This window comes from Microbulbifer litoralis (genome assembly GCF_023634065.1).
GTDB classification, from domain to species: domain Bacteria; phylum Pseudomonadota; class Gammaproteobacteria; order Pseudomonadales; family Cellvibrionaceae; genus Microbulbifer; species Microbulbifer litoralis.
Map to the genome: position 1 here is coordinate 1 of NZ_JALKCV010000011.1, position 17,391 is coordinate 17,391.

General features: G+C 61.9%; 16 protein-coding genes. All 16 read right to left on the minus strand.

Annotated features, from left to right (window positions below; translation table 11 throughout):
• Positions 1 to 617: 617 nt before the first annotated feature.
• The 16 genes from MWN76_RS15315 to serC all read right to left on the minus strand — a co-directional run bounded on the left by MWN76_RS15315 (position 618) and on the right by serC (position 17,271).
• On the minus strand, positions 618 to 1,013 hold the full coding sequence (locus MWN76_RS15315) for a VOC family protein (protein WP_250462649.1): 396 nt from the start codon (positions 1,011 to 1,013) through the stop codon (positions 618 to 620).
• Positions 1,014 to 1,081: 68 nt separating this feature from the next.
• Positions 1,082 to 1,513 carry a GFA family protein gene (locus MWN76_RS15320; protein ID WP_250462652.1) on the minus strand — a complete coding sequence of 144 codons (432 nt, stop codon included), beginning with the start codon at positions 1,511 to 1,513 and terminating at the stop codon, positions 1,082 to 1,084.
• A 252-nt stretch (positions 1,514 to 1,765) separates the two neighbouring features.
• Positions 1,766 to 2,527, minus strand: coding sequence for a hypothetical protein (locus tag MWN76_RS15325; RefSeq protein ID WP_250462655.1), 762 nt, complete (start codon positions 2,525 to 2,527; stop codon positions 1,766 to 1,768).
• 148 nt (positions 2,528 to 2,675) lie between these two features.
• Positions 2,676 to 4,583, minus strand: a complete 1,908-nt coding sequence (locus MWN76_RS15330) for a polysaccharide biosynthesis protein (RefSeq protein WP_250462658.1) — start codon at positions 4,581 to 4,583, stop codon at positions 2,676 to 2,678.
• A gap of 91 nt (positions 4,584 to 4,674) precedes the next feature.
• The gene (locus MWN76_RS15335) at positions 4,675 to 5,565 is read right to left on the minus strand and encodes an MraY family glycosyltransferase (RefSeq protein WP_250462660.1); all 891 of its coding nucleotides are present in this window, start codon (positions 5,563 to 5,565) and stop codon (positions 4,675 to 4,677) included.
• Entirely contained in the window at positions 5,562 to 6,485 is a 924-nt protein-coding gene (locus tag MWN76_RS15340) for an NAD-dependent epimerase/dehydratase family protein (RefSeq protein WP_250462663.1), read from the minus strand. The genes MWN76_RS15335 and MWN76_RS15340 overlap by 4 nt, the downstream gene beginning before the upstream one ends.
• A gap of 88 nt (positions 6,486 to 6,573) precedes the next feature.
• Positions 6,574 to 6,882: a ComEA family DNA-binding protein gene (locus tag MWN76_RS15345; RefSeq protein WP_250462666.1), complete on the minus strand. Its 309-nt coding sequence runs from the start codon at positions 6,880 to 6,882 to the stop codon at positions 6,574 to 6,576.
• 132 nt (positions 6,883 to 7,014) lie between these two features.
• Entirely contained in the window at positions 7,015 to 7,722 is a 708-nt protein-coding gene (gene pyrF, locus MWN76_RS15350; RefSeq protein ID WP_250462669.1) for an orotidine-5'-phosphate decarboxylase, read from the minus strand.
• Between the two features lie 81 nt (positions 7,723 to 7,803).
• Positions 7,804 to 8,994 carry a lipopolysaccharide assembly protein LapB gene (lapB, locus tag MWN76_RS15355; protein WP_250462672.1) on the minus strand — a complete coding sequence of 397 codons (1,191 nt, stop codon included), beginning with the start codon at positions 8,992 to 8,994 and terminating at the stop codon, positions 7,804 to 7,806.
• Positions 8,995 to 9,002: 8 nt separating this feature from the next.
• Positions 9,003 to 9,311, minus strand: coding sequence for a LapA family protein (locus tag MWN76_RS15360; RefSeq protein ID WP_250462675.1), 309 nt, complete (start codon positions 9,309 to 9,311; stop codon positions 9,003 to 9,005).
• Between the two features lie 87 nt (positions 9,312 to 9,398).
• Positions 9,399 to 9,707, minus strand: a complete 309-nt coding sequence (ihfB, locus tag MWN76_RS15365; protein ID WP_250462679.1) for an integration host factor subunit beta — start codon at positions 9,705 to 9,707, stop codon at positions 9,399 to 9,401.
• 135 nt (positions 9,708 to 9,842) lie between these two features.
• Positions 9,843 to 11,522 (minus strand): 30S ribosomal protein S1, encoded by a 1,680-nt coding sequence (gene rpsA / locus MWN76_RS15370; RefSeq protein ID WP_250462682.1) that lies wholly within the window; start codon positions 11,520 to 11,522, stop codon positions 9,843 to 9,845.
• 183 nt (positions 11,523 to 11,705) lie between these two features.
• Positions 11,706 to 12,404, minus strand: coding sequence for a (d)CMP kinase (cmk, locus tag MWN76_RS15375; protein WP_250462685.1), 699 nt, complete (start codon positions 12,402 to 12,404; stop codon positions 11,706 to 11,708).
• Positions 12,405 to 12,715: 311 nt separating this feature from the next.
• Positions 12,716 to 14,962, minus strand: a complete 2,247-nt coding sequence (locus MWN76_RS15380; RefSeq protein WP_250462687.1) for a bifunctional prephenate dehydrogenase/3-phosphoshikimate 1-carboxyvinyltransferase — start codon at positions 14,960 to 14,962, stop codon at positions 12,716 to 12,718.
• Positions 14,962 to 16,065: a prephenate dehydratase gene (pheA, locus tag MWN76_RS15385; RefSeq protein ID WP_250462690.1), complete on the minus strand. Its 1,104-nt coding sequence runs from the start codon at positions 16,063 to 16,065 to the stop codon at positions 14,962 to 14,964. Before pheA ends, MWN76_RS15380 begins: the two co-directional genes overlap by 1 nt.
• A gap of 126 nt (positions 16,066 to 16,191) precedes the next feature.
• Positions 16,192 to 17,271 (minus strand): 3-phosphoserine/phosphohydroxythreonine transaminase, encoded by a 1,080-nt coding sequence (gene serC, locus MWN76_RS15390; protein ID WP_250462694.1) that lies wholly within the window; start codon positions 17,269 to 17,271, stop codon positions 16,192 to 16,194.
• Positions 17,272 to 17,391 lie beyond the last annotated feature (120 nt).

The window sequence follows — 17,391 nt, forward strand, 5'->3', positions numbered from 1 at the left end:
TCCATCGAAGCGCTACTGCCGTGGAATGTCAGGGAAGTGGCGCTAACAGAAAAGTCGGTTCAGGCCGAGGGTGGGGAAGACTGATCACTTACTTTCGTATAAATCTCAGAATAGGTTAGGTCCTGCCCGTCCCCCGGTGGAGCGTCATCTGCGTGGCGGGACGTTAAAAGCCCGCCAGCCTGTCCACTTACCTTTTGGTTAAAGCCTTTCAGCACCTTTGGCTTCTTGCGCGTAACGGGAGTGCAGCAGTTCACCTGGGTTGACCATACTATCCATTCCTAGCCCCTTACCGCCCTGGTGCTGGCAGAGTTGAGAATTCCTCGCGGTTTCTCTCCCGGGCAGTGCCCGCAGGTTACATTGTCCCGGCAGCTTCACACCCGGAGATTACTCTCCACGCATGTGCCGGTAGGAAACCGATGGCAGAACATCGGGTTACATCGTTCTGAGAAATAACCTCCTGTAATTCTTCAAAGTGTGTAACAGAAATTTATACGACTTCACGTCGCAATTAACGCCGCGCTCAGCCGCGGCTAACTTTGTGCGCTTTATGCGCGATAATGGGAGCGTAGCGACCGCGCATAAAGTGCACAAAGTTAGACGTCGGCCTGCAGCGCTTGTTATGCATGTCCCTGCACCATCGGATGAGCAGAAGTACCATAGTACTTGAACTCGAGTAAGTTTCCGCCCGGATCTTTAATAAGGTATTTTCCTGATTCATTTTCTGTGCCAGAGTTTTTAACTGTAGGCGGGAGCACAAAATTAATTTCATTGTCTTCACATTTATCTGAAATCTCTTTCCACTCATTTTTTGAAAGAATGGGGCCAAAGTGATCAATTGACCGAGCCTCCAAAATCTCGCTTTCTTTATGAATGGTTATTTGGTGGCCGAAAAACAGAATATCAATCCAACTCCCTTGATCTCTTCCTATAGGACACCCGAGAACTTCAGTATAAAATTTTTTTGATGCTTCCAAATCAGAAACGACAAATGATAAATGAAAAGGGTTACTCATAGCATATTCACTTAGCTTATATTTTCTTAGCCCTAGTTTTCAGTAAAATCTCTGAATCCAGACTTATTCTACACCTTTGTTTTTCTTACTTCAGCCTCACTACCCGGCCACGTTTCATATTGCTTAAGGCCATCAGTAATTTCAAACCATGAAGCTTTTGAAGCTGTGAATATATTTGCTTCAGGATTTGACTCCACCCCCTCTAGAGCACCAATTGCAATACCAATTACATTGGGCCTATCAGCGTATGTACTATGTAAAGGAGACCCGCAGAGCTTGCAGAAATGCTTGGTTACATTATCTGAAGATTTGAACGAAGAAATGAAATTTTTTCCGGAAAGCAACTTAAATTGCGACACATCAACTGAAGCTCGAGAGCGAAATGGAGCGCCATGCCACCTGCGGCATTTAGAGCAGTGGCAGTTGTAGATAGTTCCCAACTGTCCTGAGATTTCATACCTCACATTTTCACAAAGACATTTTCCTTGAATGTTACTCATTACTCTGCCTCTAATGCATAACAGTTTAATCTGCGACATTGTCACATATAGCCATCATGCCTATATCTAACCATAAGTGTCCATATCTGGGCAAAGCTGCCTAGATATAGACACATGAAATGTCCTGCTGAAGTCCAAGTAGATCTGAATTTTGGGACATCGGCCCCAGGCAAGCAATAGCCTATGGATTACGGAAAATTACACGAAGATAGGTAGACGGGCAGAGAACAGGCAAGAAAGCCAGCAAACACTTCAAATCAAGGACGAAAGATCACCGGCAATACTCTCCGCATCGCCCTTATGCCCCACAATCGCACCTTGCTCGCTGGGCGGCGCCCCCAACCCGGGATGGCTGTGAGTCTCCAGAGTACCAGCAAGAGCCACCACAACGTCGATAAGATCCGCCAGCACCTGCAGTACATTTACCGACTCATTCCCCACCCAAATGGTACCACCGTCCCGCACTTTCATTACCTGCTTCAACGTGGCAATGCGCTCGGCGATGTTGCCGACCTGCTCCTTCAGGTCCTGGCCCACAGACGCCTTCTGATCGCGCGCGGCGGTGCTGTTGATATCGGCTGCGGTGGTCAGGTTGAGGCTGTCCAGGGCGGAGAGGTTGGCGCTGCCACCACTCAGCAGTCGCAGGGCGCCCAGGGCCTCGATGATCTTGGCCCCGCCAATCTCCTCGGTGGAGTGCTCGCGCACTTTTTTGTGCTCGCTGCCGTATTCCGCCAGCAGTTCCACCGCGGCGATGAGGCGCTGCAGGGAGTCCTCCCGGATATCCCCGTGGGTTTCCCGGCGCCAGTTGCCGCCGGCATCCACTCGCTGGCGCACCGCTTCATCCTGTTGCCAGGCCATTTCCTCCCGGTCCAGCGCCGGCACGCCGACGCCGAGGCTCAGCACGGTGCGGATAAAGGACTGGTCCGGCAGGCCGTAGGCAAAGGCCAGCTCGACCACTGTTCCCGGCTGCGGGAACGCATAGGCGCCGCGCTCGCTGCCGGCATACTGCAGCACCAGCGGCGGGCCCCGGGAGAGCCAAACACGGAAACGCCAAGCGTAAGTTTGCGGGCTTTTTGTTTTGCGCCACTACAGTCAATTTCCAGTCCCCATACCAAAAGGGCCCCGCCGAAGCGGAGCCCTTCCGAAAGCCGAAGTGTGCGGATTAACGCACGCCGCCCGAATCGCTGGGCAGGCGCAGCCGCTCCACCTGTCCGGTGACACGCAGCGGGCGACGGTCGCGGCGGTGGGACCAGACCACATCCACCAGGTTCTGCTTGGGGGCGTAGTCTTTTACCGCTTCTTTCAGTATCCCGTGCACCCGCTCGCAGTCGTGTGTGCTGCAGGCATCGCGCAGGGCGCCGACCAGTAGTTGCAGTTGCTCGCCGGGTAGTCGCTCCTCTTCCGCGCGCATGATCATCGGGTGGTCGGTGCCGGCGACACTGTCGCCGAGCAACAGCTCTTCGTAGAGTTTTTCCCCCGGGCGCAGGCCGGTGATCTGGATTTCGATATCGCCGTCCGGGTTGTCCTCGTCGCGCACCGTGTGCCCCATGATCTGGATCAGGCGCCGGGCCAGGTCGTAGATAAGCACCGGCTCGCCCATGTCCAGTACGAACACCTCGCCATTGCGCCCCATACTGCCGGCCTGCAGCACCAGCTGGGCCGCCTCGGGAATGGTCATGAAATAGCGGGTGACCTTGGGATGGGTCACGGTTACCGGGCCGCCGGCATTGATCTGGTCGGAAAACAGCGGAATCACCGAACCGGACGAACCCAGCACATTGCCGAAGCGCACCATGCAGATACGGGTACGCGCGAAGCGGCGGCCAAAATCCTGGCAGATCAGTTCCGCGAAACGCTTGGTCGCCCCCATGACATTGGTCGGGCGCACGGCCTTGTCGGTGGAGATCAGCACGAACTGCTCCACGCCGTAGGCCTCGGCGGCCTCCAGCACGGAGAGCGTGCCGAGGATATTGTTGTCCGCCCCCAACACCACGTTCTGTTCCACCAGCGGCACATGCTTGTAGGCGGCGGCGTGGTAGATGGTGTGCACGGCGAAGCTCTCGATGATCTGCGCCATGCGCGCGCGATCGCGTACGTCCCCCAGCAGCGGGGTGACTCTCAGTTCCAGCCCATCGTCCAGCTTCTGCTGCTGGAGATCGCGCTCGATCTGGTACAGGGCGAACTCGGAGGACTCCACCATCACCAGGTGCGCGGGGCCCCACTGGGCAATCTGCCGGCAGAGCTCCGCACCGATGGAGCCGCCCGCACCGGTCACCAGCACCACCTTGCCACTGATGGATGCAGCGATCAGGGCTTTTTCCGGCTCCACCGGCGCGCGGCCGAGTACGTTTTCGTAAATCTGTGTCACATCGGAGACACGCCCCGCCCCGTCGACCAGCTCCTCCACACCGGGAATCACCTTGACTACCAGGCCGCGGTCACGCAGCGCGCGGGTGATTTCCCGGCGGCGGCGCTTGGGCACACCGGGCATGGCCAGCAGGATTTCGGAGATATCCCGCTCCGCCACCACCTTGAGAATATTCGCCGGGTTGTAGACCAGCACACCGTCGATCAGGGTATTCTGCTTGGAGGCGTTGTCGTCGAAGAATGCCACCGGCTTGTAGACTTGGCCGTGCACCAGTGCCTTGTACATCTGCAGGCCGGCGGTACCGGCGCCGTAGATGGCGACGCGGCTCTTGTGGATCTCCAGCGCCATCTGGTAGTAGACGCGCACCAGCCAGCGGGAACCACCGACGGCGATCAAGGCGAAGCACCAGTAGATCACCGGTACCGAGCGCGGCACCCCGGCGTAGGTCAGGTAGGAGGCGACGGCCAGCACCACCGCCGAGGCGGTCACCCCCTGCAGCACCGCCACCAGCGCCTGCTGGCCCATATAGCGGATCACCGTCCGGTAGAGCCCCAGTCGCATGAAGATAAAGCTGCTGGACCCCAACGTGAGCGTCAGGCAGATCAACATCGCCGGCTCCAGCGCCGGCGACAACTCGTTGATGCGGATGGTCATCGCCACCATGAAGGCGGCCGCCAGCATCAACAGGTCGTATAACAGCATCAATGCCGGCTTGTAGTTTTTTTGTACTGTCCGTGAGATGCCTTTCACATATCCCCCAAATCCCCAAGGCTGTACACCCCGTTTCAGCCTTTTATGCCAACCCCGATGTTACCAGCGCAAGTGCCAGCAAAGACACCGCCAGCATGGCAACCAGTTCCCAGTAGAGCGTTTTGCGCACTCCGATACGCAGGGCGCTGCGTTGATAGAAATGTTCGCGGTGCGCCTCCCACCAGCGCTTGCCGCCCAGCATCCTGCGCAGCAGCGTCAGCGACGCGTCCAGCCAGAAGGGCGCGAATACGACAATCGGCACCGGCAGCCCGAACGCCCCCTGCTGCCAGCCGTGCAGACTGATGGCAACGGCGGCGAGCCCCAGCGAGGTGGACCCCGCGTCGCCCAGGAAAATGCTCGCCGACGGCCAATTGTAGCGCAGGAACACCAGCGCCCCGGCCACCAGCAGTGCGCACAGGCCGGCCAGGTCGCCGTGGCCGCGCCAGGCACAGATCAGCCCCAGGGTGGCAAAACCGAACGCGGTCATGCTGCCCGCCAGGCCGTCCATGCCATCCATGAAGTTGTAAAGGTTGATCATCCACACACCGCCCAGCAGCAGCAGCGGATACCACCACCAGGCCAGGGCCTGTGGCAGGGCGATGAGCACCAGCGCCACCGCCAGCAGGTGCACCGGGAACCTGAAGCGGGCGGGCACATGGCGCAGGTCGTCGATGGCCGAGACCGCCAGCAGCAGCGCAAACCCGAGCAACAGCGCGACCGGCAGCGCCACCGGGCTGAAGACCAGGGCCGCCAGGCAGCCGGCCACCAGCGCCCAGCCACCGGTGCGTGGAACCGGCATCTCGTGCATGGAGCGGTGATTGGGCAGGTCCAGGGCAAAAGTACCCATTCGCGAGAGCAACGTCGCCATGGCGACGTAGCTCACCGCCCCGGCGAGCAGCACCGGAATCCCCCAACCATCCAAAAGACCTGTCACGGCGCCTCCCGCAGAAATTGAACAAATCGCTGCTGCGCGCGCCAGGACACGGCGCCGCGCAGGCGGGCGGCACTATAGAGTTCACTCTGCTCAAGCTCAAGCAGCTTGCGCGCCGGCCGCCACCGGCGCAGCGGCCTGAGGGGCCCCAGCAACAGCCCGGTCAGCAGTGCACTGGGGCGCGGCCGGGCACCGCTCACGGCCGACACAATGGTCGCCAGGTCGTAGTACCCGGGTTCCGCGGCGATAAATACCTGGTGCCGGCACCGGGCCACGGAGACCAGCCGTATGGCCCGCAGCAGATCGTCCAGGGCGACAAAACTGCGGCGGCCGCTGGCCGGCATCAGCGGCAGTATCCGGCCGATAGTGCGCAGTGCGGCGCGCCATCGCTGCGCCCGGCCGGCGGCTTGAACAGCGCTGTCACCGCCGCCGTAAACCGATGCCGGGCGCAGGATATTGACCCGGCAGCGGAATGTCCCCGCCAGCAGCTGCTGTTCGCCCAGCCATTTGCTGCGGCCGTAGCTGTCCTCGGCCGGCATACCGGTCGACTCGTCGGCGACGATGCCGCGCGGCGGGCACAGGGCCTTGACGCTGGACAGGTAGACAAAGGATTCGGCTCCGGCGGTATCGGCGGCGCGCAGCAATTGCAGCGGGCAATCGCTGTTGAGCCAGCGCGCCTGCTCCGGCCTGCGCTCACAATCCGCGCGGCCGGCGAGACCCGCGGCGTAAACAACCCGGTCGCCGGGGAGAAAAATACGGGAAAAATCGCTGTCGGACGACAGCGTCAGGGAAAGATGCTCGCAATTTGCCGGACCCCGGGCGGAGCGGGACACCGACAGCACCCGGTGGCCGTCTCGCTGAAGACTTCGGCACAGGGCCTCGCCGATATATCCAGTGCCGCCTACTACAACCCAACGCGCCATCTGTTTTTGGTCCGAAAATTAAAATCAACCCTTCCACACTAGCCGACAACTTCAGGCAAAGCTGCCGACTGTGCACGGAGCGTCGAAATCAGAGCAGTATCTTGTCGCGATTCTTTTCGAGTGTTGCCGTTCCGATTCCCTTGATCTCGAGCAGCTGCTCGGCCGAGGTAAAGGGCCCCTTCTCATCGCGGTATTTTACGATTTTCTCCGCCCGGGCCTCGCCCACACCATCGAGCTTTTCCGCCAGCTCGCCGGCGGAAGCGCTGTTCAGGTTGACGGTAACGGCGGCCACCTGCGCGGTGTCTGCATCCGCAACATCCTCTGCGCTCACCGCAGCGGAACAGACCAGCAACAGTGCGGCAAAGAAAACAGACAGTGGTATACGTAGTGGGTTCATCGTGATCCTCCAGTGAATTCGATTATTGTTCATTTCCACTTCGGGACTGCTTTTACTTCCCCTAGCCGCACCACTGTACCAGCCCCTGTGCAGAAATTGGGCTGGATCTGCTTACATGTTATTACAATCCGGCTACCGATGGATATCGGCCAGAATGCCGTTCAGCGCCTCCGCCGGCCTGTCGGCAGCGGTGATCGGCCGCCCGATCACCAGGTAATCCGCACCCCACTCCAGCGCCTGGGCCGGTGTCACTATGCGGCGCTGGTCGTCGGCCGCAGCTCCCGCCGGACGGATGCCGGGGGTTACCAGGGCAAAGTCCGCACCGCACTGCCGGCGCAGTGCCCGGGCCTCCTGCGCCGAGCAGACCACGCCATCCAGGCCGCAGTCCTTAACCTGGCCGGCCAGGAAGGCCACCTGCTCACCCAGGGAGCGGCTGACCCCGGTCGCCGCCAGTTCCTCCGGCGCCGTGCTGGTCAGTACCGTCACCCCGATCAGGAGCGGCCTGTTGTCACCGAGCGGCTGCAGGGCCTCCAGCGCCGCCTCCATCATACGCGCGCCACCGCTGGCGTGGACATTGACCATCCAGACCCCCAGCTCCGCCGCCGCTTTCACAGCCTTGGCGACGGTATTGGGAATATCGTGGAATTTGAGATCGAGGAATACCTCAAACCCCCGCTCCACCAGCGACCGCACCAGCTCCGGGCCCGCGGCGGTAAACAGCTCCTTGCCCACCTTGACGCGGCAGCGGGCCGGATCCAGCTGGTCGGCCATCGCCAGCGCGGCGTCGGCGTTGTCGTAGTCGAGGGCGACAATGACGGGTGAAGAGACGTTGGTTTGCAAAGGGATACCTCACTCAAAAGCCGCGGCGAGGCGGCGACGGATACTGTTCCGGGCAAAACCAGGGTTCGCCCCACGGACCGGCTACTCCCCTTCCACGCCCTTGACAGAGCGGACGGAATCCCAGTGCTTGCAGCTGGGACAGAGCCAGTGCAGCTGGTTGCCGGAGAAACCGCAATTGCCGCAGCGGTAGTGCGGGCGGCTGGCAATCAGCTGGTCGATCAGGGTTTTCAGCAGCGACAGGTTTTCCCGCGCGCGCCCCTGGGTACTGTCTATGTGCAGGTCGATAAAATGCCCCAGGCCGCGCAGCGACGGGCGCAAGGCGAGCTGCTTGCCCATGAATTCCGCCGCCGCCGCCTCACTCTGCTGCTGGTGAATACGCTCGGTCAACGCAATCAGCACACTGTTCGACGGGTGCTCCCGCAGCAGCGATTCCAGGTAGCGATCCAGCCCCTTCTCGTCGCCGATCGCCTCGTAGCAGGTGATCAGCAGCTCCAGGATCTCCGGGATATAGTCCGGGCTCTGCCGGGGGATCCGCTGCAGCACCTTGATCGCCTCGCGCGGCCGGTTCAACAGGTGCTCGAGCCGGCCCCAGAGGAGGTTGGCGCGCACCGAGTTGCGGTCGTAGCCGAGCGCGGCGTCGATATGTTTGCGCGCGCTGAGGTAATCCTTGGTGTTGATCGCCTCCTCCGCCAGCTCGCAGCAGAAGTGCGCCTGTATCGGCGCCCACTCCGCAGACAGGCGCTTGAAGCGGCGCCCGTGCAGTAGGTTGACGGCGTGGATCGCCTTTGCCCACTCGCGCTCGTCGCGGTAGACCTCCACCAGGTGTTCGAGGCTGGTATTGCGAAGCTCCGATGAATTTTCCACCAGTTCCTGCAGCAACCGTTCCGCACGGTCCAGCCAGCCGGCGGCGATATAGTCCCGGGCCAGCTCCAGCTGCGCTCTCTGCTGGCTGGCGCGCGCCAGGCTGGGGCGTGCCAGCAGATTCTGGTGCACGCGGATCGCCTGGTCGTGTTCGCCGCGCTTGCGCAGCTGGTTGCCGAGCGCCAGGTGGGTATCGAAGGTGGCGCTGCTGACCTCCAGCGCATCGATAAACTTGTCGATGGCGTCGTCGTGGCGCTCGTTCAGCAGGTAGTTGAGCCCCTGGGCGTAGGACTGCGCCAGCGTCTGCTGCTGGTCGTCGCGGACCACCTTTTTCCGGACACTCCTGCGCCCCAGCAGCCAGCCGATGGCGATGGCAGCGAGCAGAAAAAAGAAAAAGGTTAAATCGACCATTCGGGCCTCTAATCTGCCGACACCTGCCGGCGCACCGTGTGCAGTTCCCGTTCAACACGTTGCAATTGCCGCTCCAGCCCCCGCGCCCGCCGGCGCTCGGCGTAGAACGGCAACAGGCTGACGATGAATCCCAACAACACCCCGACCAACAGGGCGCCGATCAGCCAGAAACCGACACTGCCGGCCGGCAGCGTGTGGCCGATAAAGTCGGGCGCGATGGTATCGGGATTGTCGACGGCAAAGTAGGCACCGATAGCAATGCACAGCAGTGCCAACAGGCCATAAAAGAGACGCAATAACCAGCGCAAGAATGACAAGGGAACCTCCGCGTTCCGGGAAAGGGCGTTAAATCGGCGATGCGAGCGGGGCGGTCCTGTGCGCCGCCGCGGTGCCGGCCGCAGATATCATACTTCGCTCACTGTATCTTTGTGCATGCGCCGGTTGACCCTGTCGCGCAGCTCTTTCCCCGGCTTGAAATGGGGCACGTACTTGCCCGCGAGCTCTACAGAGTCCCCGGTCTTTGGGTTGCGGCCAGTGCGCGGAGCGCGGTAGTGCAGGGAAAAACTGCCGAAACCGCGTATCTCGATTCGCTCCCCGCGGGAGAGCACGTCGGACATGGAGTCCAACATTACTTTCACCGCCAGCTCCACATCTTTGACTGGCAGCTGGTCCAACCTCAACGCAATCCTTTCGATCAGTTCGGACTTGGTCATGCGTCCCCGCATTCTTCTGTAAGTTATTGATTCTAGGACAGCAATCATCTAATAGAAAGCCGGACTGGGCAACCCCAGTCCGGCTTTCGAATTGCCCCGAGCAATCAGCTCCGGGCATTTAACAACAATAGACTATCAGTCTTTGTTGTTCATCTGCGCCTTGATCAGGTCACCGATAGTCGCCGGCTGAACCTGTTCAGCCTGCTTCTTGCTGTGATCCTTGACGGCCTGGCGCTCGTCGTCCTGGTCCTTGGCTTTGATGGACAGGCTGATCACGCGGTTCTTGCGATCCACGCTGGTGATCTTGACCTCGACCTCTTCGCCCTCTTTCAGGACATTGCGGGCGTCTTCCACCTTGTCGCGGCTGATTTCGGAAGCGCGCAGAACACCTTCGACTTCGTCCGCCAAGGTGACAACCGCCTGCTTGGCGTCGACTTCCTTCAGGATACCGGTGACGATGCTGCCGCGATCATTGGCGGTCACATAGTCATTGAACGGATCGGACTCCAGCTGCTTGACACCCAGGGAGATACGCTCGCGCTCGGAGTCGATACCCAGGATAACGGTCTCGATCTCGTCGCCTTTCTTGAACTTGCGCACGGCGTCTTCGCCGGACTCGTTCCAGGAGATATCGGACAGGTGCACCAGGCCATCGATGCTGCCGTCCAGGCCGATGAAGATACCGAAGTCGGTAATGGACTTGATCTTGCCGGAGATCTTGTCGCCCTTGGCGTATTTGCGCGCGAAGGCATCCCACGGATTTTCCTGGCACTGCTTGATGCCCAGGGAGATACGGCGGCGCTCTTCGTCGATATCCAGGATCATCACCTCGATCTCGTCGCCCACCTGGACAACCTTGGACGGGTGGATGTTCTTGTTGGTCCAGTCCATTTCGGAAACGTGTACCAGACCCTCGACGCCCTCTTCCAGCTCGGCGAAGCAGCCGTAGTCGGTGAGGTTGGTGACAGTCGCTTTTACGCGGCTGTTTTCCGGGTAGCGCTGCTTGATGGAGACCCACGGATCCTCGCCCAGCTGCTTCAGGCCCAGGGAGACGCGCTGGCGCTCGCGGTCGAACTTCAGCACCTTGACGTCGATCTCGTCGCCGACATTGACGATCTCGCTCGGATGCTTGATGCGCTTCCAGGCCATATCGGTGATGTGCAGCAGGCCGTCGATACCGCCCAGGTCCACGAAGGCACCGTAGTCGGTCAGGTTCTTGACGATACCCTTGATGGTCATGCCTTCCTGCAGGCTGGCCAGCAGTGCTTCGCGCTCTTCGGAAGTTGCCGCTTCCATTACGGCGCGACGGGAAACCACAACGTTGTTGCGCTTGGCGTCCAGCTTGATGACCTTGAACTCGAGCTCTTTGCCTTCCAGGTGCGCGGTGTCGCGCACCGGGCGAACGTCTACCAGGGAGCCCGGCAGGAACGCGCGGATGTTGGCCACGTCGACAGTAAAGCCACCTTTGACCTTGCCGCTGATAACACCCTTGACCACTTCGTCGGCAGCGTGGGCCGCGTCCAGGATCTTCCAGGCTTCAGCGCGCTTGGCTTTCTCGCGGGACAGACGGGTTTCACCGAAACCGTCTTCAACCGCTTCCAGGGCAACCTGTACTTCGTCGCCCGGCTGCAGCTCGACTTCGCCGTTTTCGTTGGCGAACTGGGCTGCGGGGATTACGCCTTCAGACTTCAGGCCCGCGTGCACGGTCACCCAGTCTTTGTCCACGTCGATCACCACACCGGTCACGATGGAACCGGGGGCCATCTCTACGCTCTTCAGGCTCTCTTCAAATAGTTCAGCAAAGCTCTCGCTCATTACATTACCTATATAAACGGACCCCACCGGTGATAACTGGCACCCTCAAGGTTTCTCAGTCAACCGCCAGTCCAGGTCCCTCCGCGCTGCCAGCACGCGGGTCGGATTACAACAACGGCCGGGCAATTCTGGCTGATCCCGGCCGCTGTCGTTAAAAACTGATTGTAGTGTCCCGCCGGGCCTTCAGGCGCCGGAAATGCCGATCCGGTCGCGCACCAGCAGCAACACCCGCTGCAGGACCCCGTCGATATCCACCCCGGTACTGTCGAGCTCGACCGCATCGTCGGCGGGAGCCAGGGGGGAGGTTTCGCGGTTCATATCCCGCGCGTCGCGGGCGCGGATGTCCTCCAGCAGGTCGCGGAGGCTAACAGAAACCCCCTTCTCCCGCAACTGCTCGAAACGGCGCCGGGCGCGCTCCTCGGCGCTGGCGGTCAGGAACACCTTGACCGGCGCGTCGGGAAACACGGTGGTGCCCATATCGCGCCCGTCGGCCACCAGCCCGGGGGCGCGCCGGAAGTCCCGCTGGCACTGTAGCAACGCCGCGCGCACGCCGGGCATGGCGGCCACTTTTGACGCCGCCATGCTGACCCGCTCCATGCGGATATCGCGGGTCACGTCTTTCCCTTCCAGCAGCGCCGCGACCTCGCCGTCGCGCAGCTCGAAACGGATGTCGAGATTGTCGGCAATCTCGGTCAGGGTGGCGTCATCTGTCAGGTCCGCATCGCGATTCAGCGCCGCCAGCGCCGTCAGGCGATAGAGGGCGCCGGAATCCAGCAGGGAGTAACCCAGCTTTTCGGCCACCAGCCTGGCGATGGTGCCCTTGCCGGAGCCACTGGGGCCGTCGATGGTGATGACCGGAGGCTGATTTTCGGTTTCGCTCATAGTGAAATTTGCGTAATTCTGTATTTAGTTCCCACAACCAGGCCGACACGGCTTTTGTTACCCGTAAGCGGACTCGGTGGCGGCCCTGCTACCGGTGGCTGCTTGCGGGACACGCCGTAAATACGTCCCTGTAGGCTCCAATCGGCATCCATGCCTCATAAGGTCTCGCAAACAGCCACCAGCATCAGGGCCTTCGCATTCGGGATCGGAATTCCTCTCCGAATCCCGACGCCGCAGGCTGGTCTGAGCTCTGCGAAATCCAACGCTGCTACCGCGGCAACGTTGGGGCTCGCCATGCTAAAACCCCAACCTTACGCCTGCTGCAGCTTCAGACCCGCCTTTGTCGCCAGCTCGGCGAAGTTCGGGAAAGACGTGGCCACATTGGCGCAGTGCAGGATGCGGATTGTATCGCGGGCGCGCAGGGATGCCACGGCAAAGGCCATGGCGATACGGTGGTCGCCGAGGCTGTCGACGGTGCCGCCGCCGAAGGCCGGGCCCTGGCCGGTGCCGCGAATGACGATGCCATCCGGGGTCGGTTCGGCGTCGACACCCAGCACCTCGAGGCCGTCGGCCATGGCCTGGATGCGGTCGCTCTCCTTGACCCGCAACTCCTCGGCACCGGTCAACACCGTCTCGCCGTCGGCGCAGGCGGCGGCGACAAACAGCGCCGGGAATTCGTCGATGGCCAGCGGCACCTGCGCCTCGGGAATGCGGATGCCCTTCAGCGGCGCGTGGCGCACGCGGATATCCGCCACCGGCTCCCCGCCCACTTCGCGCCGGTTCAGCAGCTCGATATCGGCGCCCATCAGGCGCAGGATATTGATCACGCCGTCGCGGGTCGGGTTGATGCCGACATGCTGCAGTAGCAGGTCGGAGCCCGGCGCAATGGCGGCGGCGACCATAAAGAACGTGGCCGAGGAGATATCCGCGGGCACATCGATCCTGCCCCCGCTGAGCCTGCCGCCGCCGCGCAGCGTCGCGCGGGGGCCGTCGCGCTGCACTTCGTAGCCGAAGCCGGCCAGCATGCGCTCGGTGTGGTCGCGGGTCGGCGCCGGCTCGGTGGTACTGGTCTCGCCGTCGGCGTAGAGGCCAGCGAGCAGCACACAGGATTTTACCTGGGCGCTGGCCATCGGCAGCCTGTAATCGATGCCGTGCAACCTGGCACCGCCCTTGAGCAGCAGCGGCGGGCGCCCCTCGGGACCGGTCTCGATTTCCGCACCCATCTCCCGCAACGGGTTGGCAACGCGGTTCATGGGACGCTTGGACAGGGATTCGTCCCCGGTCAGGGTCACATCGAACGCCTGTCCCGCCAGCAGGCCCGCAAACAGGCGCATGGCGGTGCCGGAATTGCCCACGTACAGCGGCCCCGGCGGCGCCTGAAGGCCGTGCAGGCCCACCCCGTGCACGGTCACGCGGCCGTCCACCGGCCCCTCGATGACGACGCCCATATCGCGGAACGCCTGCAGGGTCGCCAGGGCATCCTCCCCCTCGAGAAAGCCCTCGATCTCGGTCACGCCCTCGGCCAGCGAGCCCAGCATGATGGAGCGGTGGGACATGGATTTGTCGCCGGGCACGCGCAGCTCGCCGCTGACGCTGCCACCCGGTTGCGCGATAAAAGTTACTTCCTGTGCTTGCATAGGCTCTGTATACGCTTTCTTGGCCAACATTTTTGTAAAGTGATCCCGCGCCGCCTTGGCCCGGGTAAATACGCCCATCAGCTGGTCGCTGTCGCCGGCGGCAATGGCCGCACGCAGCGCACCCAGGTTGGCGCTGTAGAGATCGATGGATTTGAGGACGGCATCGCGGTTCGCGATCATGATATCGCGCCACATGACCGGATCGCTGGAGGCAATGCGGGTAAAGTCGCGGAAGCCGCCGGCGGCGTAGCGGAAGATATTTTCGTTGGCCCCGTCGTGGGCCAGGGTGTCCACCAGGCCGAACGCGATCACGTGCGGCAGGTGGCTGGTGGCCGCCAGTACTTCATCGTGCTCGCGCACCGGCATATTCAACACTTCCGCGCCGCTGTCCTGCCACATACGCACCACGCGCTGCAGGTGCCCCGCAGCGGTATTTTCCAGCGGCGTCAGGATGACGCGGTGGGCGATATAGAGATCGTCCCGCGCCGCGGTCACGCCGCTCTTTTCCGAGCCGGCGATCGGGTGGCCGGGCACCAGGAATTCCGGCACCTCGCCCCAGACCTTTTCCGCAGCGGCAACCACACTGCCCTTGACGCTGGCGCCATCGGTCACCGTAACCCCGGCCGGCAGCCGGCCTCGGAGATCGGCAAACACCCGCTCCACGGCCAGCGTCGGCACGGCGACAAAGACCACATCGCCCGGTTCCAGCTGCGGCAAAATCTCGCCCAGGTCGGTGACCGCGCGATCGACGATGCCCAGCGCCACCGCCTGCTCGCAGGTCTTCTGCCGGCGCGCGACACCGATCACCTCGCGACAGGCAGAGGCGGCCTTCAGGGCCAGTGCCAGGCTGCCGCCGATCAGGCCGATGCCGACCACCACCAGGCGACCGATGTGCGGATTCCCCCCGTTGGTTTCCGCCATCAGAGCACTCCGCGCGGGTAGGAACCGAGCACCTTCATGTCGGAGGCACAGGCGCCCACCTCTTTCAGCGCCTCGGCCACGTCGGGCGTGTCGCGGTGCCCCTTGAAGTCGATAAAGAACACATAGGTCCAGTTGCCGGACTGTGACGGGCGCGTCTCGACGCGGGTCAGGTCCACACTGTGGCGGCGGAACGGCTCCAGCAGGTCGTGCAGTGCGCCCGGCTCGTTGCGCATGGACACCATCAATGAGGTCTTGTCGTCGCCGCTGGCCGGCACCGACTGGGAGCCGATGATCAGGAAGCGGGTGGAGTTGTCCGGGCGGTCCTCGATCTTCTCCGCCAGCACCTTCAGGCCGTACAGGTCCGCGGCCATATCGCCGGCGATCGCGGCCGCATTCCACTCGCTCTTGACCCGCTTGGCCGCCTCTGCGTTGCTGGCCACGGCCACCCGCTCCACATTGGGGTAGTGGGAGTCCAGCCACTTGCGGCACTGGGCCAGGCTCTGGGCGTGGGAGTAGATGCGCGTGATGGAATCGGCGCGGGTGATATCCGAGATCATCAGGTGGTGGTGGATACGCAGTTCCACCTCGCCGCAGATCTGCAGGTTGGAGTGCATGAAATTGTCCAGCGTGTGGTTGATCACGCCCTCGGTGGAATTCTCCACCGGCACCACGCCATAGTTGACCGCGCCGGCCTCCACCTCGCGGAACACCTCGTCGATGGCCGCCAGCGGCCGGCTCTGGGCCGAGTTGCCGAAATGCTTCAGTGCCGCCTGCTGGGTAAAGGTACCCTCGGGGCCCAGGTAGGCCACCTTGACCGGCTCTTCCAGTGCCAGGCAGGCGGACATGATTTCGCGGAACAGGCGCGCCATTTCCTCGTCGGTCAGCGGCCCTTCATTGCGCTCCATCGCGCGGCGCAATACCTGCGCTTCGCGCTCCGGGCGATAGTAGAGCGCATCTGCGCCGGTGGCTTTTTTCACTGTCGCCACTTTCAGTGCGCACTCGGCGCGCTCGCTGATCAGGCGGCCTATGGTGCCGTCGATTTCGTCGATGCGGTCGCGCAGTGTCAGCAGCGCCTGATCGCTGTCTTTGGTTTCGTCACTCATCCGTTCTTTCCGTTCGGTCTGGTACATTCTGTAGGAGCCTGCCCTGCAGGCGACAGATCGGGCCTCCGCTCCATTCGCCTGCAGGGCAGGCTCCTACAGCCATTGGATCGGCTCCCGCGCTGAATCTCAGCCATTGCGTTTTTCGAAGTCGGCCATAAAGGCCACCAGCGCCTCTACCGCCTCCAGTGGCACCGCGTTGTAGAGGGACGCGCGCATGCCGCCGACGGAGCGGTGTCCCTTCAGGTTCAGCAGCCCGGCCGCTTCGCTCTCGCGCAGGAACTGCTTGTCGAGACTGTCGTTCGCCAATACAAACGGCACGTTCATGCGCGAGCGGCTACCCCGCTCCACCGGGCTGGAGTAGAAGCCGCTGCGATCGATAAAGTCGTACAACAGTTGCGATTTGCGCAGGCTGAGCTCCGCCATCGCCTCGACACCGCCCTGCGCCTTCAACCACTGGAATACCAGCCCGGCCAGATACCAGGCAAACGTCGGCGGGGTATTGTCCATGGAGCCGGCATCGGCGGCGACCTTCCAGTTCAGGCTGCGCGGAATTTCCGGCAGCGCCCGATCCAGCAGGTCGTCGCGCACGATCACCACGGTGATACCCGAGGGGCCGATATTCTTCTGCGCGCCGGCATAGATGACGCCGTACTTCTCCACCGGGATCGGTTGCGACAGGATCGTGGACGACATGTCCGCTACCAGCGGACAACTGACCTCCGGTACATAACCGAACTCGACACCGCCGATGGTCTCGTTCGGTGTGTAGTGGAAATAGGCGGCGTTATCGCTCTGCTGCCAACTGTCCGGCCCCGGCGCATATGTAAAGTTGCGATCCTCGCTGGAGGCAACGACGTTGACCTGCCCGTAGCGGCGCGCTTCACCAATCGCCTTTTTCGCCCACTGGCCGGTATGAATATAGTCCGCGACCTTGTCGCCGGCACCAAACAGGTTCCAGGGAATGGCACTGAATTGCCCGGTGGCACCGCCCGACACAAAGAGCACCCTGTAGTTGGCCGGGATCGACAGCAGGTCGCGCAGGTCCCGCTCCGCGCGCTCGGCCACGGCGACAAACTCCGGCGAGCGGTGGCTGACTTCCATCACCGAGCAGCCGAGGCCGGCCCAGTCCAGCAATTCCTCCTGCGCCTGGCGCAGGACGGGTTCCGGCAGGGCCGCCGGCCCGGCGCAAAAATTAAACTTTCGCATTGAAAAAATACACACCTGTGGGATGGGCAAAAATTGGTTTCAAGGTTAACTAGATAAATCGACCCAATATCCCACTAAAGGGAAAGGGGCATCATCTTTTCGCGCAGTTTTTAGGGAACC